Raw genomic sequence first — 22,400 nt, 5'->3', positions numbered from 1 at the left:
AGGCATTAGAAACGGATGCCCTTCTATAGTGGCAGCAAGCCAAGAAGAGATTCGGCCGGGGAGCGGGGGCGGGCGGTCTCTATTCATACTCGTATATTAAGGTCGCGCGAAGTAAATAATGGAATTAAAGAGTATGAAAGGAATAGGAGACTCCATGAATCGCATCAGGACACCCAGACGGGGCGGACGAAGCGTCCGCAGTAGTTATACAGCGGAGCCCTCACGGCCACAAAACAGCGACGATTCCTCTAAGGTCAGCTTCCCGGCCTCAGGGGACCTGGACCAGATCCTGGAGCGGATCAGACAGGATTTCGGGGACAGCTCGGATGTCCTGATCCGCAGATTGGTGGTGGGCAAGAAGACTGCCAAGCAAGCTGCATTGGTCTATATGAACGGGCTCGTAGACCACAATATGGTGAATGAATTCGTTACAGAGTCTTTGCTGAATACGGCCGATGAGGAGCCTGATCCCCAGGATACGGAAGGCTGGATTCAGTTTCTGTTGCAAAGGACAATCTCCTCTGGAGAAGTCCAGGTCATTACGGAGTGGAAGGACATGCTCCTGTCGATTCTGTCCGGTAACTCAGTCATTGTGCTGGATGGGTGCGAGAAAGTGATCTCCGTGGGTACTCAGGGAGGAGAGGCCCGCTCGATTACAGAACCGACTTCCCAATTGGTCGTTCGAGGCCCCAAGGACAGCTTCGTGGAATCTGTAGTTACCAATGTGTCACTGGTCAGACGGAGAATTAAGTCCCCTGACGTCCGGCTGGAGAACATGAAGGTCGGAAAGGTCACGAATACCCGGGTGTCAATCATGTACATTCAAAATATCGCCGAGAAACGTCTGGTAGACGAAGTGCGGCGCAGGCTGCAGAGTATCGACACAGAATCTATCCTTGAATCAGCCTATATTGAGGAATTTATCCAGGATCATACGTTCACCCCTTTTCCTACGGTCTTCAATACAGAGCGGCCGGACGTAGCGGCTGGAAACCTGCTGGAAGGAAGAGTGGTGCTCTTTATTGAAGGCACTCCGTTTGTACTGATCATGCCCGCGACCTTCCCGCAGTTCTTCCATTCCGCCGAGGATTATGCGCAGCGCTATGACATTAGCATCCTGATGAGAATGGTTCGCTACTTGAGCTTTATTGTTCTTATACTCGGACCAGCGGTCTATATCGCCCTCACTACGTTTCACTATGAAATGATTCCTACGCAAATGCTGATCAGCCTGATGGCCCAGCGCGAAGGAGTACCTTTCCCGGCGTTTGTGGAGGCGGTATTGATGGAGACAGCATTCGAAATCCTTCGGGAAGCTGGCGTTCGTATGCCCAGGGCAATTGGCCAGACGGTGTCCATTGTAGGGGCCCTGATTCTGGGGCAGGCGGTGGTAGAGGCCGGGATTATTACCCCGGTGATGGTGATCGTGGTTGCGCTCACAGGGATTGCAAGCTTTGCCATACCTGCCTACAATCTGTCCATCGCCGGGCGGCTGATTCGCTTTTTCTTCATGATTCTTGCAGGAATGTTCGGCTTCTACGGGATCACGCTCGGGCTTATCGTCCTGGTTGCTCATATGAACAGCCTGCGCTCCTTCGGCATGCCCTTTCTGAGTCCGTTTAGTCCGTTCGTACTGTCGAGCCAGAAGGATGCCGTTCTTATCTTTCCTTTCTGGGCGCTGCGAAAAAACGGGTCACAGCAAAAGCCCGCCTCGCCGCAAGGCGGCAAGCAGGCAAGTCAAGGCTCGGGCCAAGGCTCAGGCCAGGGCTCAGTTCAAAGCTCAAGCCAAGGCTCGGGCCAAGGCTCAAGTCAAAGCTCAGGTCAAGGCTCAGGCCAAGTCCCTTCACAGTACGAGAATCAGCCGCTTACTCCTAGTGATGAGCGAAAGGCAGAGAATAAGCTTGAGGTCGAGCCTCTGGGCAGCCAAAAGGGCGGGAAGCCTGGCAGGTGGGGCAAGGCCATGCACGAGCTTCCGGGCAATGACAGTTCAAATTCCTCCAATACCGAAGGGGAAGGAAGTCAGACATCATGATCAGAAGATGGATCGGGCTTATTGCACTGGCAGCGGTCATGCTGTTACTCTCCGGCTGCTGGGACAGCATTGAGCTAAATCGGCGGGCGGTAGTGTCGGGGATGGGCATTGACCTCCAGCAGGGAGATAAGCCGAAGTACAAGGTATCTCTACAGGTCATCATTGCGGATGAGATTTCCGGGAAATACAGCCGGGGCGGCGCCCCGGTCGCTGTTTATCAGGGTGAGGGGAGAACGGTATTTGAAGCGGTTCGGGAGGCTTCGCGTAAAGTTCCAAGGTATCTCTCCCTGGGGCATATCAATGCTCTTATTTTTTCCGAAGAGCTTGCAAGGTCGGGGATTAAGGATGTGCTGGATTATATGGAGCGTGATGCTCAGATCAGGACAACTTCTCAGGTGTATCTGGCCAAGGGCCAAATGGCCTCAGATATCGTGAATGTTATGACACCCATCGGCAAAATCCCATCCAGTGACCTGGCTCAGAAATCACAGGCATCTTCCAGACTGCTGGGCGACAATTACCGGGTTGAAATTGACGATGTTATCCGTGCCCTGCAAATCCCGGGCGGGGGTCCAATTATTAATGGAGTCAAAGTGGATGGCGATCTTCAGACTGCACCCACCAAGTCGAACATCGAGCAGATTAATACACCGGGCATGCTTCAGCTGGAAGGGGTAGGAATCTTCGCGGGAGATAAATTAGTGACCTGGATGAATCCGCATCAAAGCCGGGGACTCATCTGGGTGAGCGACAAAATCAAACAAACCGCCATGGTAACCGGATGCCTGGACAATAAAGGGCTTATAGCTTATGAAATTATCCGTTCGCGAACCAAAGTGAAGGCTGACCTTAAAGATCCGGAGCACCCGGTAATTCAAATCTCGGTAAAGCCGCAGGCCTCCATAAAAGAACTGAATTGTGATCTGGACGTGAGACAAGACACGGTATTGAACCGGCTTGAGAAGGAACTTAGCAAAGTGATTACGCAAGAAATGCAGTCTGCTGTAGAAGAGGCCAAGAAGATCAAGAGTGATGTGTTTGGTTTCGGCTCCGTAATTGAACGGGCGAATCCCAAGGCGTGGAGGGCTTTGGAATCCCACTGGTCAGATGTATTTGCACACCTGGACGTAGAGTACAACGTGGAGACCGTGATTCGTTACTCGGGCATGAGAGACCGTTCTTATCGGAGCCAGATCACCAAGGAGGAGGAGTAGTTGAATGGAAAAGAACCGCATAACCTCCTTCCAGCTCTTCGCCCTGATGCTCCTGTTCCAGCTTGGAACTTCGCTGGTAGTCAATCTAGGCATGCGGGCCGGAAAAGATGCCTGGCTCTCCATCCTGCTTGGGATGGGGTATGGCCTGCTGCTTTTCGCGGTCTTTGCCTTTCTTTACCGAATGTTCCCCGGCATGCTTCCAACCGCCTATACCCAGATTCTATTTGGCAAATACCTAGGCTGGGTCATCGGACTGGTGTTCATCGTGTTCTTCGTCTACCAGACCGGGCGCGACCTGCGCGACGGGGGTGCCCTGATGCTCTCAACGGCTCTTAAGCAGACTCCGCTATTGGTAGTAAATGCCCTGATGATCATGTCAGTGGCTTATGTCATCCACAAAGGGATTGAGGTGCTGGCCAGAACCGCAATCATATTTGCAGTTGTGGTTATTTTGATCGGGAGCTTCAGTTCTGTTCTGCTGATATTATCGGGAGTTATTGAGATGGAACGGGTTTTTCCAATACTTGAAAAGGGGATTGGCCCCGTACTTGAGACCTTTTATCGTCAAAGTTATGCATTTCCGTTCAGTGAGATTATCTGCTTCTCCATGATTCTGCCTTATCTGGGGAATGCCAAGACGGGGGTAAAGGCAGGTTATATAGCTATTCTGATATCGGGGATTATTCTGAGCTATACCTCGGTTATTAATGTGGCGGTGCTGGGTGTAGATATGGTTGAGCGCTCTCCGCTGCCTCTAATGACAACCATCAGCAAAGCTTCAATATCCGATTTCATCCAGCGTAACGATATTCTCATTGTCATGACCTTGATTATTGATGACTTTTTCAAGGTGGGGATCTATTTCTACGTGGCTCTGATCGGAACCGCCGATTTATTCAAAATGGCTTATCGCAAGCTGATCTATCCCATGGCCCTCCTAGTTCTGCTCATTTCTTTAGTGGTGGCGAAAAGTCTGCCTGAGCATTTGGAGGAAGGCGCCAACATCCTGTACCGGATTGACCCCTTCTTCTTCGCAGTCATACCACTAGTCCTGTGCATTGCGGGGTGGATTTACAAGTGGCGCAAGACTTCTAAAAATCCACAGGGATCTGGTGCGGAGCAGCCGCAGGGAGAGCAGCAGGGATCTGATGCGGAGCAGCCGCAGGGAGAACAGCAAGGATCTGATGCGGAGCAGCCGCAGGGAGAACAGCAAGGATCTGATGCGGAGCAGCCGCAGGGAGGGCAGCAGGGATCTGATGCGGAGCAGCCGCAGGGAGAACAGCAAGGATCTGATGCGGAGCAGCCGCAGGGAGGGCAGCAGGAATTCGGTGCGGAGCAGCCGCAGGGAGAGCAGCAAGCGTCTGGGAAGAGGCGGCAGCCGGGTTCTAAACCGGAACCCGGCAGGGATCAGGGCTCGGTCCCTGAACAGGGTTCCGAAGCCGGACAAGCCCCTGACACAGAAGCTCCGTGAATCGGGAACTTTGGAAGATCAGCTGCTGGAACGCTTTTTCCGCATGTTCCTAATGACTTTGATCAGATCCGGGACAAGCAAGCCGGCTATTAAGATGATTGCGATTAACTTCTCAGCCCCGCTAATCAGTTGATAATTAATATTACTGAGTGTATCCTGCCAGCGCTGCCCGGCGATGATATCCATCATCAGCATCATGCCCAGGGAGAGGGCAGACATCAGACCAATCACAGCATACTTCTTAAACATGTGGATCAAGCCCCCCGTATAATTTGCCTTGCATTAGCCATAGGATTATGGCTCTTTCTCATATCGGTAGTATGTGAGGAGCAGAGGGCGGTCATTCAGCCTGAGATAGAAGATCCGTTGACAGGTAAGATTTTTATATTTATACTTATTCTAAATACAATTGAGGGAATGAGTAAGTATGAAATCATTGAACCTAACAACACAGCGCCGGGCTGTCTATGAAGTGGTCCGGAATTCAAATGATCATCCTACGGCAGCCGAGGTTATGAATCGCCTGGTTGAGCAGGGTCATAATTTTGCCTACGGTACCGTATATAATTCACTTAGATATTTGACTGACAAGGAAATGATCCGGGAGCTTAAGCTTGGAGAGGCTGCCAGCCGTTATGATGCGAAGCTGGACGATCATCAGCATATTCTCTGCGAGGTGTGCGGGCGTGTAGATGAAGTGATGACCCAGATTCCGGAGGCGTGGAGTGCTGACGTAGCAAGGGAGACCGGGTACGATGTCCATCATGCACATGTCGTATTTGGGGGGGTATGCGGACAATGTCAACAGAAGAAATGAAGGTAGCGGAGCAAGATTTACGGCCGGATTTCTGTCCGGTTACCCAGCGGGTCATCGTCGTCAGCCCGCTTCCAAGAGGCCTCCACGAACTGGTCCGCGATCTGTCCGAGGGCTGCTTCGATGTGATGGTATTCCATCATCTGGAGCAGGGAATCCGGAATGCCCAGTCCGCCGATCTGCTTATTCTTGATCTCACCTCCTACCGTGAAAAGGAGGATGAAGCTGCCCTGAAGACCTTAATGACGCAGCATACGGATGAGATTCCAACCCTGCTGCTTATTAAGGAATCCATGCTGCCGCGGATGGATGACCGGCTTCGCCAGCAGGAGCTGCTGGTATGGCCAGCCAGAACCCAGGAGGTTCTATATCATGCGCAGCGTATTATCCGGAACAGCAGCAAGAAAGCGCCCGCTTCTCTGCTTCTGAGCGGTACATCCCCGGCAATCTACAAAGATCTGTGGATCGACCGCAAGAAGATGTCGGTCTACCGCAGCGGCTCACGAATTGAACTGACCAAGACGGAATATGATCTGCTGCTGAAGCTCCTGCTTAGCGACGGAGCCGTCCTGTCCCGTGAGGATTTGTTAAGTGATATATGGGATACTTCATTTCTTGGCGGAAGCAACGTGGTAGACGTTCATATCAAGAGCCTTCGCCGCAAGCTGGGCGACCGGGCATCTAATCCGACCTATATCGCCACGGTACGTGGTGTTGGGTACAGAATGGCTGATTAAACATGCTGAGCCCCCTGTCATCATCGTGACAGGGGGCTCAGTCATTCACATGTTCCGTACTGAATTAGCTTGTTACTTTTCCAGCGGAGGAGTCCCGCCAAGTAAGGAAATTCGCCACGGGCCATCTTTTTTATACTTGACAACATGGACAGCATATACATTCAGGCCATTTCGCATGCCCGTCTGCTCCTCGGTCAATTTACCACGTAATTTGAAGTTAACCTCTATATAGATAATTTTATATTCAATGGCTCCGTTATCTTCTGTTTCTTTGGAATTAATATCAGTAATATCCGTCCATCTAACAAAGCTAGAACCAATGACTTCCGTCAAGTACGGATCATTGGGTTTTGAACCATAATCTGCCCAAATTTTATCCTTTGTATCAACGCCGTCAAGAAGCAATAAGGCCTCATCGTATTTTTGTTCACCCTGTAACCTAAAGAAATCCCAGGCTACTTTTGCCGGACCCTCAGTGGGTGGGGTCGTGAATATTTGAAGCCCCTCTTTACTCATATAATTTGAGTCGCTGTTCATGATGAGCCCCTTAGGCACTGATGGAGTGACGGGTTGTGAGGCAGTGACTTTTGAGGATGGGGTGTTCACTTTATTGGCAGCTTCGTGATTTGACTGCTTTTCACCTATACTGCATCCTGACAGCATTACACACGTCAGGATTGCTACTAACGCTAATGTTCTCATAACTTCCCCTCATTCATAGTAGAGATAAGGAGATTAAAGATAACAACTTCCTTAATCTCCTGACATGATAGTTATTAGGAACCCGGGGTTGCGACAGATTGAGGGCATACCTTTATGCCGAGATTTTTATACCATTTTGCTACGATATCTGTATAAGACATACCGGCCTTTGCATCACCATAAGAAGCCTTTTGGCCCATGATAGTGCCAGGCGTTGTCTGACCCGCAAGGTATCCTGTTTCAACCAATTTGGTTGTATAAGTTCCGTTTGAGTTAAGTGTATAATTCCCTATAACTAATTTGTCTACTGCATTTACGGCTTGGTTACAATAGGGTTGATTGGAGCCAGCCGTATACATTTGAGAAGTAGTCCCATTAGTGACAGCGGCATTATGATTGCTATCCTTAGGATGCTTAATATGATACCACGCGTAGGTCTTAACCGCTAACGCCCCTGCCTTTAGAGACTCCATTCCATCTGTATGCCAAGATTCATACCACTCATTAGGCAATACATCTTTAACGTAAGTCTCAAAGTCTACAGTAACCGTTTTGTGGTAAGTGCCGGCAATCTCTGCACCTGTTGATGAACGATCATAAATCGAAACGCTGATTTGGGTAGGCTCCGGGAATATTGTAACCGGAACAACTCCCATTGGCGTAACGTCTGTTCCACTGGCCGATTTGCTTGCATTCGGTGTGATGGTTTCTGTGTATGGGATTGATATACCTGTCGAATTTGCAGGGCGGTCCTGACCAGCATGCGGGTAAGGAGCATCAGCATGAATTAAGGAATTACCAGCGAATAAAGAAGTAGATATTGTTCCAATTACTAGTGTCTTTTTTAAAAAACTCACATCTATCTCTCCCATAATTGAAATTGGTAAAATATGGGTGCGCATCCATAATGATCTATATAGATTTTAACATATAACGTTTATACTAACAATTACTATTTTCCCATTTTTTTCATTTTTATTGTTTTATTAAAGCTTGATTAGCAGTTACTCCTGAGTTCTATACAAATAGTCGAGCTAATGCGAGACCTGATCTAATAGACAGGTCTCTATTTTTTTGTCAAAAATATGAAGCGACCTGCCGATAAAATATTTGGATAGAGTTGGGTAGTTCGATAAGAATGAGCTATTAGAAGGAGGGAGACTTCTCTTGAACAAAAAAGAAAAAGAGAAAAAGAGAAAAAACAGATTTACGATTCGGAAGAAGCTGATTCTGGCATTTACGGGAATTCTGCTGATTCCAAGCATCCTGATTGGCACGGTGATTTTTGTGACCTCTGCGGAATCCTTGATCGGGGAGGTTACCAATAACTCCAAGGAGACCGTCAAGCTTATCAACCAGCTGGTTGATGAGAAAATTTCCGACAAAATGTTAAATGTTGAATTTCTGGGTAGGAACATTACACCGGAAACGCTGACAGGAGACGGTAAGCAGGAACTAATAGGGGAACTGGACGAGTATTTGGGACTTAACACGGATGTGGACAATGTCTTTGTCGCAACAAAGCAGGGCAGCCTGATCCAGACGACCGACGGGAAAATGGCAGATACACCAGCCGAGATTCTGAAGAGCTCCTGGTTCAGTGATCCGATGCAAACGGCGGATACCACATTTATCAGCCCGGTATTTATTACCAAAGAGAAGACCCCTGTTGTATACATATCCCGTCAATTGAAAGACGGAACCGGTGTCCTGGGCATGACAATCAATCTTCAGGTGCTCCAAAGGTCCGTAGCGATGAAGCTCGGAATGACGGGGTACGTCGTGATCCTGGACAGCAAGAAGCAGTATGTGGTGAACCCGAATGGCAAGCAGGGTGCAGCCGCCAAGGAAGCTTATATCAACGAGATCTATAAATCCGATGGCAATATGGACGAGATCAACTATACAGGGAACGACCAGTCTCTTAAAATCCTGACGGTGGAGAATGCCTCCACAGGCTGGAGAATTGCGGGGATCCGGGATCAAAATGAGATTAACAGCTCGGCATCAACCAGTCTTGTTGTCTCGATATCGGTGCTTCTGGGTTCTCTTGCGCTGGCGGGTGCTGTGATTGTCTTCATTGTACGTTCTATTATTAGGCCCATTCAACGACTCCAGAAAGAGACGGAGAGCGTGAGCCGGGGGGATCTTACGACCGACGTGGTAGTGATGAACAATGATGAGATTGGTGATCTGGCTGGGAATTTCTCTGTTATGGTGCAGAATTTGCGGGACATGATCCTTCATGTTCAAGAGACTACCCATAACGTAAGCACATCGGCCGAGGAACTTTCCGCGGGTGCGGAGCAGACGACGCGTGCGATTGAGCATGTGACGATCACCATCCAGGAGGTCGCTGCGGGGAGCGAGCGTCAGCTCCAAAGTGTGGAGACTGGCTCTGACGGGGTAGAAGACATGACAGGCCAGGTATTTACCATGTCCGATAATCTGAAAGATGTGAGCGGCAAGATGGGTCAGACCATTCATGCTGCCGAAGAAGGGAATACCTCGGTCATCAGTGTCGTTGAGAAGATGGAGAATATTAACCAGACTGTAGAAGAGCTGGCTGAGGTAATTAAGACCTTGAGCAATCATACCGAGCATATCGGAGGTATAGTCGGCGTTATTACAGGGATCGCCCGGCAGACGAATCTGCTGGCACTGAATGCATCCATCGAAGCAGCCAGGGCCGGAGAGCATGGACGCGGTTTTGCCGTGGTTGCTGAAGAAGTGCGTAAGCTGGCTTCGGATTCTGAGCAATCGGCCCACCAGATTGGTGACCTGATTGAAGGAATCCAGGGAGAAGTGCAGAGAGCAACGAATTCCATGGACCATGCGGTCAAGCGGGTAGAAGAGGGAATCCTGGCGGTAGATTTGACAGGACGCTCGTTCTCACGAATCCGAAAAGCGGTTAAGGGCGTAGCGGGCAAAGTGGATGAAGTAAATGAAGCCGCTGTCCAGCTGGCTGAAGGGGCACGGACGGTGAATGCCTCCATTACCGAGATCCGACGGATCTCTGAAGAATCGGCGGGGAACACGCAGACCATTTCTGCGGCAGCCGAGGAGCAGCTGGCTTCTGTAGAGGAGATTGCTTCCTCATCAGCCGATCTCAGCCGGATGGCTGAACAGCTGCAGGAGCTTGTAGGCAAGTTCAAGATTCGTAATTCTTAGTGAAAATAAGGCCAAAAGGACTGTTTGCCAGGTTACCAAGCTAACCTGACCACAGTCTTTTTGGTCATCCAGGAGTATATTAAAAGCTGCGTTTAACGGAAAGAATACCTTAGGACGATTTACAACCTTTTCCGTCTCGTATAAGCTGGTAGCAGTAGAAAGGCTTAGCCTCGGTTAAGCACTGGGGGGAGAACGATGGCAAGGAGACTTGAAGGGAAGAGAATCGCACTTACAGGTCCCAGGAAGGCACAGGATCTAAGTAAACTGGTCGAAAATATGGGGGGTATCCCGCTGATCCTGCCGGCACAGGGGACGGTATTCCTCGATGATCAGGATCTGCAGAGCGGCCTGATAGCCTGGGTGGAGAATCGTCCGGACTGGGCCGTATTTACGACAGGTGTGGGTCTGGATGCCCTGTTCGATATGGCAGAAGATATGGGGATTGCGGCAGAATACTGGGATCTTCTCCGGAATAGCTCGATTGCCGCGCGAGGTTACAAGACCGTGAACGGGCTGAAGAAAAGGCAGCTTGAGCCTTTGGTACGGGACGACGACGGCAGTACGGAAGGTTTGATCCGGGCCTTCTCCGCATATGATCTTCATGGGAAGACGGTCATGATTCAGCTTCATGGCGATCCTGCGCCCAAGCTGATCAAGTGGCTGGAGGAGCAGGGGGCAAGAACGCTGCAGATCCTGCCTTACCGGCATATTCCACCGACAGACGAAAGTCTGGAGCTTCTGCTCTCTGGCATTCTCGGAGGCCAGATCGATGCGGTCACCTTCACCAGCACGCCGCAGGTCAGATTCCTGATGGATTACGCCGACCGAAGCGGCCGATTAACCGAATTAATCGAAGCCCTCAGCGGGCCGGTCGCAGCGGTAGCCGTTGGGAAGGTAACTGCGCAAGGCCTTGTGGAAGCGGGGATTCCGCGGATTATTGCCCCTAGGGAGGAACGGATGGGCAGTATGATGGTTGAGCTGGCACGGTATTATGCCGGCGAAAGCGAACCTTTTTATGAGCGTAAGTAACGAATGATTGAACTAAGAACAGCATGAGTCTGTTCCTAACAAGACCCCTTGCGTGAGGAGATGACCTATGAATAAGAAAAAAGCGCTGCTGATCGGGGACTACACGCATCCCAAGTTTCATCCTCTGCAAGGTGTGGATGCGGAAATCACCCATACTTTGCAGGATTATTTAAGCGTGCACTGCAGTGAGAACAATCATATGTTTGAATATAACAATTTGGGTGCATTTGACCTGTGCATATCCTATCTCGACAGCTGGACAGAGAAGCTGTCTCTGAAGCAGACAGGAGGTCTGCTGTCCTTTGTCAGCGGAGGCGGGGGCCTGCTTATTCTGCATAACGGAATTATCATGGATACCCGTTACGAGATTGCCCAGCTCATCGGAGCCAAGCATACCGCGCACCGTTCAAGACAAACCCTCGAGCTCCGTGTTACCGATTCGGGACATGATATTACTCAGGGGATTGAAGGCTTCAAGATCGAAGATGAGCCTTACCGCTTCGAGTTCGATCCTTTTACAGAGAAGACGATCCTGCTGGAGTATAATGCCGATGGGGAATGGCATCCTGCAGCATGGGCACATGCCTATGGACTGGGACGTGTGGTGTACTTGATGCCGGGGAATGATCAGCCCGCCTTCCAGCATCCGGAGTACCGCAAGCTGCTGCTTCAAGCTGCAAAATGGGCGGCGCGCATCTCGGGCTAGGCTAGGGGTAAATAAGTGTTCAAATTAAAGGCTTAACGTTAGCCAAACCGTGTTATACTGGAATTAGTGAAAAGGCCGGAACGCCTGGCAAGGGGCGGATCGGTCTTTTGTGTGTAGAGAGCATCCTTGTTACAATGAGCATGAAGAATGTATGACTAACTGAATTATGAGGTGAATGGATATTGACAACTTTTCAAGACTGGGGCTTTCTGCCCGCTTTTTATGATATTTTGCAGGAACAGGGGATTACGAACCCTACGCCTGTACAGGAAGCGTCGATTCCGAAGCTTCTCGCGGGCCATGATCTGATTGCCCAAGCCCAGACGGGGACAGGGAAGACACTGGCCTTCCTTCTCCCGATTATGCAGAAGATCCGCCCCGAGCTGGATAACGCCCAAGCTCTGGTGATTACGCCGACCCGGGAGCTTGCGATCCAGATTACAGCTGAAGCCCGCAAACTTGCTGCCGGACGTGAGGGGATATCCGTGCTTGCCGCTTATGGAGGCCAGGATGTGGATCGCCAGCTGCGGAAGCTGCAGGGAGGCTGCCAATTAGTTATCGGTACACCGGGCAGACTTCTTGATCACATGAGACGCGGGGCACTCAAGCTGGATAAGGTAAAAATGCTGGTGCTGGATGAAGCGGATCAAATGCTGCATATGGGATTCTTCGAGGAAGTGGAGAATATTATGCGCTCCATCCCAAGAAGCCGGCAGACCATGCTGTTCTCGGCAACAATGCCGGAGAAGGTAAGAAATTTGGCCAAGGTGTATATGAAGGAGCCGCAGGATGTGCGGATTGCCTCCAAGCAGGACCATATTCCACGCGGCAATATCCGTCAGCTGGTCATTGAATGTACGGATCGTACACGCGAGGATGCTCTCGTGGACATGATGGAGCGGGATCATCCTTATTTAGCTGTAGTCTTCTGCCGCACCAAGGTTCGGGCCAAGGCGCTGAATCAAGCGCTGCAGGAGAGAGGGTATATCTCTGGAGAATTACACGGCGATCTCTCCCAGGCCAAGCGGGAGCAGGTCATGCGTTCATTCCGGAATGCGAAGCTCCAGTTCCTGGTGGCTACGGATGTAGCGGCCCGCGGGATCGATGTTGAAGGGGTGACCCATGTCTATAACTATGATGTTCCGCAGGATCACGAGAGCTATATCCACCGGATTGGCCGGACAGGCCGTGCCGGAGAGAAGGGCCTTGCGGTTACTTTTGTAGCGCCGAAGGACATGCCTGAGCTTCGGGATATCGAGCGCGGTATTAACCAGCGGATTGACCGTGAGCGCTACGAGCCGTCAAGCCATTCCTTCACGGCGTTGAAGAAGTCCTCGGTGAGCCACGAAGAAGGAGAAGGCCGCGCCAGAACAGGCGGGGAGCGGGAAGGCTCCCGCCGCGGTGAGCGCAGCGGCGGTAGAAGCGGCGGCCGCAGCAGTGGCGGCCGAAGTGGCGGGCGCGAGCGCGGTCAGAGCGGCAGCAGCGGACGTGGACGCAGCGACAGCAGCGGCGGACGCGAGCGCAGCCGAGGCGAGCGCAGCGATAGTGCTCGCGGGGGCGAGCGCGGCTTCAGCGGCGAGCGCGGCAATAGCAGCCGCGGCGCGAGCAGCGAGAGCCGCGGACAGTCCAGCGGCCGGCGCAGCTCGGCCGGCCGGAGTGACGCGCCGCCGTTCCCTGGCGGCGGCGACTCCCGCGGGCGCGGCGGCTCGAAGCCGCGCCCGGGCGGATCCGCCGGGCAGGCCGGCCGAGGCGGCCGTGCCAGCGGCAGTGACCGCAGCCGCAGAGGCGGCAAGCGGTAAGGCCCGTGCATGCAGCCGGCTCATATATTGAGCCGGCTTTTGCTGTGTGCGCCCTGCAAGGAGGCTGGCCGTTGCCAGCAGGGCGTTTTTCGCAGGAAGGCAGTCCCAGGTTGGCCGCACTGCATCTTATGTAACCTTTTGCCGATTGGAACAGTCTAAATATATTATAGAGAACCGGAAGATTCCGGATGACAGGAGGAACCACAAGGAATGAAGAACCATCGTGAGGAGATACAGTCTCAAGAAGCAGAGTCTGGCCCAAAAAGCCGTAAGGCCCGCCTGGCCATGACCGCAGCTGCACTTATACTTACAGCAGCCCTATCAGCCGGATGCGGGCAGGATAATGCGGCTTCCAGCACCAAGACCCCTGAATCCACTCCATCCCAGCAGACGGGAGGAACGGTGACGGACCAAGGGAAAGTTACAGAACCGGCCGCCGCTCCCTCTGAATCTTCAGGAACCCAATCGGGAAATACTAACGAGGGAACGGATAAGCCGGATACCACGAAGTCTGGCGGAACAGGTGAAGGCCTTAAGCAGACTGCAGCCGACCCGGAAAGTGAAGCAGTCCTTGTGAACAAGCAGTTTGGCCTGCCGGACGGCTATGAGCCAAAGGACTTGGTATACCCGGACGTACCGTTCACATTCAGCGAGAAGATCGACAAGCGCAAGATGCGCAAAGAGGCGGCAGCCGCTCTTGAGGAGATGTTCGCTGGTGCCAAGAAGGACGGAATTTACTTGGCTGGGGTATCGGCGTACCGTTCCAAGAAGACACAGACCAGTCTGTTCAACCGTTATGTGAAGAAGGACGGCTTGGAGAAGGCCAAAACTTACAGCGCTGTACCAGGTTACAGCGAGCATCAGACGGGCCTGGCTATAGACGTAACCGGAAGCGACGGCAAGTGTGCGGCGGAATCGTGTTTTGGAGGAACCAGGGAAGCGCAGTGGCTGAAGGAGCATGCCCAGGAGTACGGTTACATCATCCGCTATCCGGAAGGCAAGGAATCCATTACAGGCTACAAATACGAGCCATGGCACATTCGTTATGTGGGCAAAGATATTGCCGAGGACGTGGCCCGCAAAGGAATTACGCTTGAGGAATACTACGATGCTGTGGAAGTATCTGGGACTCCGTAACTGGTAACAATGATTCATCCATCAATCCTATGGGTTATGAAGGTATGTATACGTACAACTCATTCAATCAGCCAAAGGAGGCAGTACCATGTCTGAACAAGAACATGCTGTTAACAAAGAAGGCGAAGTTGCGTTGAATAAGGTCGATAATGCGTTGGATCGGATGGATGATAGCCAAAAAGATAAAATTTTGAGCGATTTCCAATCCTTCAAAAAATATCTTTCTGAAAGAATTGAACTTGCTCAGAATATCGGACTTAGCGAAGAAATGATGGCTAAGGCTGCTGAGAAAATCGCGGGTTACCTGGCCGAGAAAGAAGAGCCGCGCAACAGCGAAGAGAAGCTTCTGCAGGAGCTCTGGAAAGTCGGCGATCAGGATCAGCGCCACAAGCTTGCGCATCTGCTCGTTCGTCTTGCCCAAGCAGCAGATTAATTAATATTCAACATAGAAGAGCAGCTCTCCTTAATCAGGAGTAGGCTGCTCTTTTGCATGCTGGGTGTATAATTTCCTCAGTTCGTGTAGCACTGTATCGATTGCCTGCCTAGACTGTCTCAGCCTCTCTTCCTCTTGAAGAAGAATTTTGAATTGACCTGTCAGCTTGTGAATCACACCTTGGATCAAAGCCTCCGAACCGCAGCCCCTGTCACTTTTAAGGCTGATGATGACTTCAATCTCTTTCAGCTCAAGGCCCATGGATTTCATTTCTTTAATAGCGTCCATATCGGATAGCTGCTTCTCCGTATATTCTCTTCTGCCATGAACCCATTCTGGCCGGATTAATCCTAGCTCTTCATAGTGACGTACAGTGTCCCTCGTAGTTCCTGCTTGCTTGATGAACTCACTTATTTTCAAAAGCTCCCTACTCCTCTTTTCTCATCCAGACAACTAAAATCATCAAAATTGAAGGTTGCCATGGGGTTGACCCCACGTTATAAGCTGATGCTAAATGGTTGAAAGGACTGAGGTATTATGGTTAGTAGTCTAATATTTATCTTGTTTGGCGGATTGAGTGTGGCTGGAGCGGGGACCGTTATTATTCGCAGAAGGAATACCGAAACCCCGAACCTCTCCTTAGAATTCACCTCGTTCCAAAAGTGGTCTCTTACATTGTTCATGATTGCTCACGCTGCAATGCTGCTGCTCGGTCTGGCTCAATTAAGTAAGGGCATCCCTTTAGGCATATTACTAGGTAGCGCAGCATTCGTGGTGGGTTCCCGTGTTTTTAATGGAATCGCTCTATATGGAAAGAACGATGGTCGACACTATATCGTTACCTGCGGAATCTTGCTCATAGCCCTGTGCTTACATCTCTGGGGTGTTTAGATCCAGCTCCTATTATGTTTTAAAAATAACAGTTTGTCTGTAACTTCAGGGATAAACGAGCAGTCTAGAGGAAAATAATCATTGACACTGATAATCATTATCAGTATCTTTAAGTATATACTGATAATGATTATCACTTGGCTTGATTGAACTACAGCTTACCGGAGAGGGAGAATAGTTATGGTATCTTTACAGACCTCACACTTGGATATAGCTTATGAAGACCGATTAATCGTAAAAGATTTGAATGTATATATTCCGGATGGCCAGATTACAGCACTTGTTGGAGCGAATGGTTCAGGGAAATCGACCATTCTTAAGACCATGGCCCGGATTATGCAGCCCAAAAGCGGGAGTGTCATTCTGAACGGCAAGTCCATTCATAGACAGTCTACCCGCGAAGTAGCCAAGCAGCTGGCTATCCTTCCGCAGAATCCGACTGCGCCTGAGGGCCTGACCGTATATGAGCTTGTCTCTTATGGCCGGTTCCCTTATCAGAAGGGATTTGGCAGCCTGCGAAGTGAGGATAAGCAGGTGATTGAGTGGGCGATTGAAGCCACAGGAATGCTGGAATTCACTAACCGGCCGCTTGATCAGCTGTCCGGCGGGCAGCGTCAACGTGCCTGGATTGCGATGGCTCTGGCACAAGAGACGGACATTTTGTTCCTCGATGAACCTACTACATTTCTGGATATGGCACATCAGCTTGAGGTTCTGCATCTGCTTGAACGCCTGAACCATCAAGCGAATCGCACGATCGTTATGGTGGTACATGATTTGAACCACGCGGCCCGTTATGCCGATCACGTTATTGCGATTAAGCGGGGTCAGGCGATAGCAGCCGGTACTCCTGAAGAGGTGGTGACCCAGGATGTGCTGCGTGAGGTATTTGGTATTGAAGCCGATATTGTAACAGACCCCCGCAGCGGAGTTCCTCTGTGCCTACCGTACGATCTTGCTCCCCGCACCTATGAGACACGGCCAGCCAGGAAGTCCTTTGCTCAGCAAGGTAATCCGGGAATGATAGCTGCATCCTCAAGATAGCCGCGCATATTAGCCAAGTCACAATGAAGGCAGGGACATTCGTGAAGCTAGATTATGAACTTTTTGAACAATTGTTCGGCATAGTTAGGGAACATCCCCATGATGCGATTCTCAGCATTCCGGCCTCCGAATTACTTGCGGTGGAGTCGGCAGAGGCTTTCCTTAAGGCCTACCAGATTGAGATAAAGGGACAGGATATACAGGTGGCTGTCACCTATTTCGCTTCCGCATGGAGAGGATTGTGTGTCACCCTCCAATATATGATCTCTTTGAGTGAAGTCAGGCTGGATTTCTCATTAGCCAATTTGACTCTGCATCTCAGTAGAAGGAACGGATACCCCTCTGTTCTCTTCCAGCTGCAGAGCACGACTGAGCACCCCTGGCCGGCACAGGACAGGAACAATTGGAGGTCAGAGGCTATTCAGAGCTTCTATAGAGATACTCTTCGTCCGGTAATCGGGGTGCTTGCCAGCGTGTCGGGGCTTCGGGCAGCTCAGATCTGGGGACAGTTGCCGCTGGGTGTCGCCTATTATCTGAGGCATATTAGCGGTACGCTGGAACAGGAAGCGGATCGCATCCGACTGCAGGAGGATTATGAGTATCTGATACAGGAAGTTGATTCCTCCATCTTTGGAGTCAGCAGGAACCCTTTCGATTACAAGCCGAAATGGATTGATGATCCTTATCATCCCGGTCAGCTGTCGCAGATGAAGCCCACCTGCTGTCTGGCTTACCGGACGGACACAGGCCATGGCTATTGCTACTCTTGTCCAAAGTTAACTCGTCAGCAGCGCGAAGAGAAGGCTGCTTCCATCAAGGCTGCAGCGCAGCCGAACTAAGAATTGGGGGATCGTTCTTCATGGGAGCGGTCCTTTTTTCTATGCACAAAATGGATTGCAGCTGCACGCGCTTTTTCGTATCATAACCATGAAGGCGTAAAAACACAGTCCGGTTGGTAGTCCGGACCTCTCTATGGCCCTCAGTGTGTCATCCGCTCAGCTGTAAGGGAGCAGTAACCTTCCCCCTCGGGATGTCCTTCGCTTTCGTATGAACAGAGGGGGTTAACAGGTATGAAGTTAACAGTGTATTACGAAGGTCCATATTGGGTAGGTGTAGTGCAGGAGGAAGCTGAAGGCAAAGTCCGGGCTGGCCGGTATATATTCGGCTCTGAGCCTGCTGATGCCGAGGTGCTTGAATTTATCAGCGAGCAACTGGCTCCACTGATGGAATCGATGACGGCCGAAGTGGAAGGCAAGCAGATGCCCACGCGCCGGGTGAATCCCAAGCGGCTGCAGAGGCTTGCAGCCGAGGAGAGCAGATCTCATGGCGTCGGGACCTATGCCGAGCAGGCGATTAAGCTGCAGATGGAGGAGCGGAAGCAGCTGAAGCGGGTGATCGGCAAGGCGCAGCGCGAAGAGATGAAGGAACGTAAGCGGGAGATCGCAAGGCAGAAAGCCAAGGACAAGCACAGGGGACGCTGAACCGGTCTCCTGTGCGCTGTATCAAGTAATAAGCCGTTCCCATACAGGGAGACGGCTTATTTTGTCATGGACGATATGCTGGTTCAATCATTCGGGAGCGCGGTCCTTCTTCATGGAATCCAGCTGCATCAGCGCATCTTCGAGAGGGACTTCTCCTTCCACGAGTTCAAATTCGCAGGATTCAGTTGGGGGAAGGGATAAGGCTAGAACCGCCGCCTTGGCAACATCATCCCGGGAGATCCGCCCGGACTGGGTAACTCCGGTAGTTGCCCTAACCCGCCCGGTTGCAGGTTCATTGGTAAGTCCGCCCGGACGAATAATAGTATGATTCAGCTTGCTCTCCTCCAGTACCTTCTCGGCCCGCCGTTTGGCAAGCAGGAAAGGCTTCAGAAGATCCGGCATTTGCTCTGGGGCAAGGGTGCCGATCGAGCTGATCAGAACGAAGCGGTCTATACCTTCCAGCATGGTCTGCTCAATAAGCCGTACAGTGCCCAAATGATCAACTTCCTCCGGATTGCCTGAGGCTCCTGAACCTACAGCGCAGATCACTGCATCTGCTCCTTTAAGTCCCTCTGAGAATACCCCGTTCAGGTCCCCGATAAAAGGCTCAGCACCGAATTCCCGAATAGCTGCTGCTTGCTCTTCTGTTCTTACCAATCCATGCACACGATAACCGGCATCGATCAATTCACGTACGATCCGCCGTCCGGTCCCCCCATGGGCTCCGGCAACAAAAATGGTCTTCATGAACCTGGCCTCCTTATCCGAATTCACGTCTCATGAACCTATAGTTATCTTTCCCTGTATTCATTCCATTACCCGTATAATCCCCCTTTTAAAAGAAATCAGGAAGAGGATAGGCCGCAGGCTCTGCGGAGAGACTAGAATTACAACGGCTTAGGCTAATAAGCCGAACAGGAACCTCCATATTATACCTGGAATTATGCAACTAAAAATAAGGGTAAAAACGCCGCTGATTGTGAACGTTATGTGAATAACAGCTTTCCCTATTGCAATGTGAAAAAAATCACACTATAATAGCAACATAAGGTGAATTAATTCACAAGGTTACAGCTTTGAAAGTGAACTTTTTCACAATCAGATGAACATCAAAACGGATTAAATACATTTTGCTTATAAATATGGAGGAGGAAGAAATCATGAAAGTAGCAGTTATCGGATGTACCCACGCAGGAACCGCAGCCATTGTTAACACCGCCAAGTTGTATCCGGAGGCCGAGATCACCGTGTACGAACGTAACGACAATATTTCCTTTTTGTCTTGCGGGATTGCCCTTTATGTAGGCGGTATGGTCAAAGACCCTCAAGGCCTGTTCTACTCCTCGCCTGAGCAGCTTGCCGAACTGGGTGTGAAGACAAGAATGCTTCATGAAGTCGTGAGTGTGGATACGGACCGCGGCGTACTGACTGCACGTGACCTGCGGACCGGGGAAGAGCTCGAGGATAGCTATGATAAGCTCATCGTAACCACAGGCTCTTGGCCGATTGTACCCAAATTCGAAGGCAGTGAGCTTAACAATATCGTTCTCTCGAAGAACTGGAATCATTCCAACACCATTATCGAGAAAGCTGAGAAATCGCGTAATATCGTGGTGGTAGGCGCCGGATATATCGGCGTGGAGCTGGTAGAAGCTTTTCAGCTGAATGGCAAGAAAGTTACCTTGATTGATGCCGAAGAACGCATTCTCAGCAAATATCTGGATCCGGAATTTACAGATGCCATTGAGAAGAATCTGGAGGCCCATGACATCAAGCTTGCACTCGGTGAGAAAGTGACCCGGTTCGTAGGCGAGAACGGCAATGTCACGAAAGTTGTAACCTCCAAAGGAGAGTATGACGCGGATCTGGTTATCATGTGTATCGGCTTCCGTCCGAATACAGGTCTCCTGAAGGGTCAAGTGGATATGCTGGATAACGGTGCGATCATCGTGGATGAGTTCATGCAGACCAGCAAAAAGAATGTATATGCCGCTGGCGACAGCTGCGCGGTCTTCTATAACCCTACGAAGAAGTATGCTTACATTCCGCTTGCAACCAATGCGGTCCGGATGGGAACGCTGGTAGCCCGCAACCTGGTGGAGCCAACCGTGTCTTATATGGGAACTCAAGGAACATCGGGAATCAAGATTTATGAAGACAATATCGCAGGAACTGGATTGACTGAAGTGGCGGCCAGGGAAGCCGGTATCGATGCCGAAGCGGTCATCATCAATGAGAACTACCGACCTGAGTTCATGCCTACACACGAACCGGTCAAGCTGAAAGTGGTATTTGAAAAAGGAACCCGGCGCATTCTCGGGGCACAGCTCATGTCGAAGGCGGACCTTACCCAATCGATCAATACGATCTCGGTCTGCATCCAGAACCAAATGAAGATGGAACAGCTGGCCTTTATCGACTTCTTCTTCCAGCCGCATTATAACAAGCCATGGAACTTCTTGAACACTGCAGGGCTTCAGGCGCTTCCTCCTGTACCTTCGAAGGAGCCGGCTCACGCCTAATCTTGTCAACATAATCACAGATAAATAGGTGTATAAGCAAGCTGTAAATTGGTAATTATCAAGCTGTCTTCTCAAGGGAAGGCAGCTTTTTTGTAGGAAAAAAGGGAGTGTTGATGATATGTGAAATTATTCACTAAGTGTGATTTTTATTACTTATTACGCTGGGGGCACGCTCTACAATAGGATTGGAGTGAGAGATAAATCTACTGAGGGAGGCCTTGGCTATGGCTTATTATAAACCGAACCAGATTGCAGAGATAACGGTTCAGAACGGTACACACAAAGCCCATAACAAGCTGGTAACGATGTTGATTCTTGGATTTTTGGCGGGAGCATTCATTGCCCTGGGATTTCTGCTTGATATTCGTGTTATTGCGAGTGCGCCCAAGGAATGGGGCAGCTTCGCTACCTTCATCGGCGCATCTGTGTTCCCCGTTGGTCTGGTACTTGTACTGCTTGCCGGAGGTGAGCTGCTGACCGGGAATATGATGGCGGTTCCCCTTGCCGGGATGGCCCGTAAGATAACTCTTCGTGAGGGTGCCGTTAACCTCATCCTTATTACAATAAGCAACTTTGCGGGGGCTTTATTCGTGGCTTATTTCTTCGGCCATGTTGTTGGGCTGACCGAGACCGGGCCTTATCTGGCCAAGACAGTGGAGATGGCCGGTCACAAGCTGGATGCGACTTTTGTGGAGGCTTTTGTATCCGGGATCGGATGTAACTGGCTGGTAGCGCTAGCGGTCTGGCTGTCGTACGGTGCAGACAACATGAGCGGCAAGATCCTCGCCATCTGGTTCCCTACGATGTCTTTCGTAGCCATCGGATTCCAGCACGTTGTAGCCAACATGTTCCTGATCCCCGCAGCGATCTTCGCCGGTCATTATACGTGGGCCCAATACTTCGGGAACTTCGTTCCGGTATGGCTTGGTAACCTGGTAGGCGGATCCGTCTTCGTCGCAGCAGCCTATTACATTGCTTATCTTCGCAGCAACGAGGGGAAGACAGCGGCCCTGCAGGAACTAAAAGGCACAGAGCCTCTTCGTAAGAGTGCCGTGTAAATTTCCTGGACCATATAAAAAATTCAGCATAAAGCAGGGTTAGGGGGAGTAACCTTGCTTTATGCTGAATTCAGGGAGTGTTCCTTGAAGAGACCTAATCTGTTCAAGGAACAAATGCACTTTAACGTATAATTACCTCCTCTCCCTTAAATTGAAACA

Annotated in this window: 21 protein-coding genes; 16 read left to right on the top strand and 5 right to left on the bottom strand. The window is 50.8% G+C overall.

The features are described 5' to 3' along the window. Positions 1 to 154: 154 nt before the first annotated feature. From ACEN86_RS18795 to ACEN86_RS18785, 3 genes are read left to right on the top strand one after another with little or no spacing between them, the layout of a single operon-like run. A complete protein-coding gene (locus tag ACEN86_RS18795) occupies positions 155 to 2,032 on the top strand; it encodes a spore germination protein (protein WP_495632002.1) in 1,878 nt (625 codons plus the stop codon). Next, on the top strand, positions 2,029 to 3,246 hold the full coding sequence (locus ACEN86_RS18790; RefSeq protein WP_495632001.1) for a Ger(x)C family spore germination protein: 1,218 nt from the start codon (positions 2,029 to 2,031) through the stop codon (positions 3,244 to 3,246). Before ACEN86_RS18795 ends, ACEN86_RS18790 begins: the two co-directional genes overlap by 4 nt. Positions 3,247 to 3,250: 4 nt before the next feature. Then, complete coding sequence (locus ACEN86_RS18785; RefSeq protein ID WP_495632000.1) at positions 3,251 to 4,717, top strand: GerAB/ArcD/ProY family transporter; 1,467 nt, start codon at positions 3,251 to 3,253, stop codon at positions 4,715 to 4,717. An 18-nt stretch (positions 4,718 to 4,735) separates the two neighbouring features. Here ACEN86_RS18785 and ACEN86_RS18780 read toward each other — a convergent pair whose 3' ends face one another. After that, complete coding sequence (locus tag ACEN86_RS18780; RefSeq protein WP_495631999.1) at positions 4,736 to 4,966, bottom strand: YczF family membrane protein; 231 nt, start codon at positions 4,964 to 4,966, stop codon at positions 4,736 to 4,738. A 178-nt stretch (positions 4,967 to 5,144) separates the two neighbouring features. Here ACEN86_RS18780 and ACEN86_RS18775 point away from each other — a divergent pair, with 178 nt between their 5' ends. Next, positions 5,145 to 5,534: a Fur family transcriptional regulator gene (locus tag ACEN86_RS18775; RefSeq protein WP_495631998.1), complete on the top strand. Its 390-nt coding sequence runs from the start codon at positions 5,145 to 5,147 to the stop codon at positions 5,532 to 5,534. Next, positions 5,516 to 6,268, top strand: coding sequence for a winged helix-turn-helix transcriptional regulator (locus ACEN86_RS18770; RefSeq protein ID WP_495631997.1), 753 nt, complete (start codon positions 5,516 to 5,518; stop codon positions 6,266 to 6,268). Before ACEN86_RS18775 ends, ACEN86_RS18770 begins: the two co-directional genes overlap by 19 nt. A 72-nt stretch (positions 6,269 to 6,340) precedes the next feature. On the opposite strand, the gene ACEN86_RS18765 is transcribed toward ACEN86_RS18770, so the two are convergent. Together ACEN86_RS18765 and ACEN86_RS18760 are read right to left on the bottom strand one after the other, a co-directional pair. After that, positions 6,341 to 6,970, bottom strand: a complete 630-nt coding sequence (locus ACEN86_RS18765; protein WP_495631996.1) for a hypothetical protein — start codon at positions 6,968 to 6,970, stop codon at positions 6,341 to 6,343. A gap of 74 nt (positions 6,971 to 7,044) precedes the next feature. After that, positions 7,045 to 7,827: a SpoIID/LytB domain-containing protein gene (locus ACEN86_RS18760; RefSeq protein WP_495631995.1), complete on the bottom strand. Its 783-nt coding sequence runs from the start codon at positions 7,825 to 7,827 to the stop codon at positions 7,045 to 7,047. Between the two features lie 310 nt (positions 7,828 to 8,137). Between ACEN86_RS18760 and ACEN86_RS18755 the strand changes: the two genes are divergently transcribed. From ACEN86_RS18755 to ACEN86_RS18730, 6 genes are all read left to right on the top strand, one after another. Then, entirely contained in the window at positions 8,138 to 10,141 is a 2,004-nt protein-coding gene (locus ACEN86_RS18755; protein ID WP_495631994.1) for a methyl-accepting chemotaxis protein, read from the top strand. Positions 10,142 to 10,336: 195 nt separating this feature from the next. After that, positions 10,337 to 11,170, top strand: coding sequence for a uroporphyrinogen-III synthase (locus ACEN86_RS18750; RefSeq protein WP_495631993.1), 834 nt, complete (start codon positions 10,337 to 10,339; stop codon positions 11,168 to 11,170). 67 nt (positions 11,171 to 11,237) lie between these two features. Beyond that, the gene (locus tag ACEN86_RS18745; protein WP_495631992.1) at positions 11,238 to 11,876 is read left to right on the top strand and encodes a ThuA domain-containing protein; all 639 of its coding nucleotides are present in this window, start codon (positions 11,238 to 11,240) and stop codon (positions 11,874 to 11,876) included. Between the two features lie 182 nt (positions 11,877 to 12,058). Next, positions 12,059 to 13,675: a DEAD/DEAH box helicase gene (locus ACEN86_RS18740; protein WP_495631991.1), complete on the top strand. Its 1,617-nt coding sequence runs from the start codon at positions 12,059 to 12,061 to the stop codon at positions 13,673 to 13,675. A 210-nt stretch (positions 13,676 to 13,885) separates the two neighbouring features. Further along, positions 13,886 to 14,812 carry a M15 family metallopeptidase gene (locus ACEN86_RS18735; RefSeq protein WP_495631990.1) on the top strand — a complete coding sequence of 309 codons (927 nt, stop codon included), beginning with the start codon at positions 13,886 to 13,888 and terminating at the stop codon, positions 14,810 to 14,812. Positions 14,813 to 14,900: 88 nt separating this feature from the next. Continuing rightward, complete coding sequence (locus tag ACEN86_RS18730) at positions 14,901 to 15,245, top strand: DUF3243 domain-containing protein (protein ID WP_495631989.1); 345 nt, start codon at positions 14,901 to 14,903, stop codon at positions 15,243 to 15,245. A gap of 30 nt (positions 15,246 to 15,275) precedes the next feature. Here ACEN86_RS18730 and ACEN86_RS18725 read toward each other — a convergent pair whose 3' ends face one another. Continuing rightward, positions 15,276 to 15,665: a MerR family transcriptional regulator gene (locus ACEN86_RS18725; protein ID WP_495631988.1), complete on the bottom strand. Its 390-nt coding sequence runs from the start codon at positions 15,663 to 15,665 to the stop codon at positions 15,276 to 15,278. Positions 15,666 to 16,316: 651 nt separating this feature from the next. On the opposite strand from ACEN86_RS18725, the gene ACEN86_RS18720 reads away from it, so the two are divergent. From ACEN86_RS18720 to ACEN86_RS18710, 3 genes are all read left to right on the top strand, one after another. After that, on the top strand, positions 16,317 to 17,180 hold the full coding sequence (locus tag ACEN86_RS18720) for an ABC transporter ATP-binding protein (RefSeq protein ID WP_495631987.1): 864 nt from the start codon (positions 16,317 to 16,319) through the stop codon (positions 17,178 to 17,180). Positions 17,181 to 17,221: 41 nt separating this feature from the next. Continuing rightward, positions 17,222 to 18,019 carry a hypothetical protein gene (locus ACEN86_RS18715; RefSeq protein ID WP_495631986.1) on the top strand — a complete coding sequence of 266 codons (798 nt, stop codon included), beginning with the start codon at positions 17,222 to 17,224 and terminating at the stop codon, positions 18,017 to 18,019. A gap of 231 nt (positions 18,020 to 18,250) precedes the next feature. Beyond that, a complete protein-coding gene (locus ACEN86_RS18710; RefSeq protein ID WP_495631985.1) occupies positions 18,251 to 18,661 on the top strand; it encodes a YjdF family protein in 411 nt (136 codons plus the stop codon). 87 nt (positions 18,662 to 18,748) lie between these two features. Here ACEN86_RS18710 and ACEN86_RS18705 read toward each other — a convergent pair whose 3' ends face one another. Continuing rightward, positions 18,749 to 19,408: an SDR family oxidoreductase gene (locus ACEN86_RS18705; RefSeq protein WP_495631984.1), complete on the bottom strand. Its 660-nt coding sequence runs from the start codon at positions 19,406 to 19,408 to the stop codon at positions 18,749 to 18,751. A gap of 413 nt (positions 19,409 to 19,821) precedes the next feature. Between ACEN86_RS18705 and ACEN86_RS18700 the strand changes: the two genes are divergently transcribed. Next, a complete protein-coding gene (locus ACEN86_RS18700) occupies positions 19,822 to 21,183 on the top strand; it encodes an FAD-dependent oxidoreductase (protein ID WP_495631983.1) in 1,362 nt (453 codons plus the stop codon). A gap of 224 nt (positions 21,184 to 21,407) precedes the next feature. Next, positions 21,408 to 22,241 (top strand): formate/nitrite transporter family protein, encoded by an 834-nt coding sequence (locus tag ACEN86_RS18695; protein WP_495631982.1) that lies wholly within the window; start codon positions 21,408 to 21,410, stop codon positions 22,239 to 22,241. The last annotated feature ends 159 nt before the right edge of the window (positions 22,242 to 22,400 follow it).

The sequence above is a fragment of the Paenibacillus sp. Paensp111 genome, assembly GCF_059492195.1.
Note: the sequence above shows the minus strand (reverse complement) of the source record. Positions and strands in the feature narration are given on the sequence as shown.

Excerpts from the sequence above, each read along its gene's own strand:
- ACEN86_RS18795 (WP_495632002.1), top strand. The coding sequence starts at position 155 with ATGAATCGCATCAGGACACCCAGACGGGGCGGACGAAGCGTCCGCAGT.
- ACEN86_RS18790 (WP_495632001.1), top strand. The coding sequence starts at position 2,029 with ATGATCAGAAGATGGATCGGGCTTATTGCACTGGCAGCGGTCATGCTG.
- ACEN86_RS18785 (WP_495632000.1), top strand. The coding sequence starts at position 3,251 with ATGGAAAAGAACCGCATAACCTCCTTCCAGCTCTTCGCCCTGATGCTC.
- ACEN86_RS18780 (WP_495631999.1), bottom strand. The coding sequence starts at position 4,966 with ATGTTTAAGAAGTATGCTGTGATTGGTCTGATGTCTGCCCTCTCCCTG.
- ACEN86_RS18775 (WP_495631998.1), top strand. The coding sequence starts at position 5,145 with ATGAAATCATTGAACCTAACAACACAGCGCCGGGCTGTCTATGAAGTG.
- ACEN86_RS18770 (WP_495631997.1), top strand. The coding sequence starts at position 5,516 with ATGTCAACAGAAGAAATGAAGGTAGCGGAGCAAGATTTACGGCCGGAT.
- ACEN86_RS18765 (WP_495631996.1), bottom strand. The coding sequence starts at position 6,970 with ATGAGAACATTAGCGTTAGTAGCAATCCTGACGTGTGTAATGCTGTCA.
- ACEN86_RS18750 (WP_495631993.1), top strand. The coding sequence starts at position 10,337 with ATGGCAAGGAGACTTGAAGGGAAGAGAATCGCACTTACAGGTCCCAGG.
- ACEN86_RS18745 (WP_495631992.1), top strand. The coding sequence starts at position 11,238 with ATGAATAAGAAAAAAGCGCTGCTGATCGGGGACTACACGCATCCCAAG.
- ACEN86_RS18735 (WP_495631990.1), top strand. The coding sequence starts at position 13,886 with ATGAAGAACCATCGTGAGGAGATACAGTCTCAAGAAGCAGAGTCTGGC.
- ACEN86_RS18730 (WP_495631989.1), top strand. The coding sequence starts at position 14,901 with ATGTCTGAACAAGAACATGCTGTTAACAAAGAAGGCGAAGTTGCGTTG.
- ACEN86_RS18720 (WP_495631987.1), top strand. The coding sequence starts at position 16,317 with ATGGTATCTTTACAGACCTCACACTTGGATATAGCTTATGAAGACCGA.
- ACEN86_RS18710 (WP_495631985.1), top strand. The coding sequence starts at position 18,251 with ATGAAGTTAACAGTGTATTACGAAGGTCCATATTGGGTAGGTGTAGTG.
- ACEN86_RS18705 (WP_495631984.1), bottom strand. The coding sequence starts at position 19,408 with ATGAAGACCATTTTTGTTGCCGGAGCCCATGGGGGGACCGGACGGCGG.
- ACEN86_RS18700 (WP_495631983.1), top strand. The coding sequence starts at position 19,822 with ATGAAAGTAGCAGTTATCGGATGTACCCACGCAGGAACCGCAGCCATT.
- ACEN86_RS18695 (WP_495631982.1), top strand. The coding sequence starts at position 21,408 with ATGGCTTATTATAAACCGAACCAGATTGCAGAGATAACGGTTCAGAAC.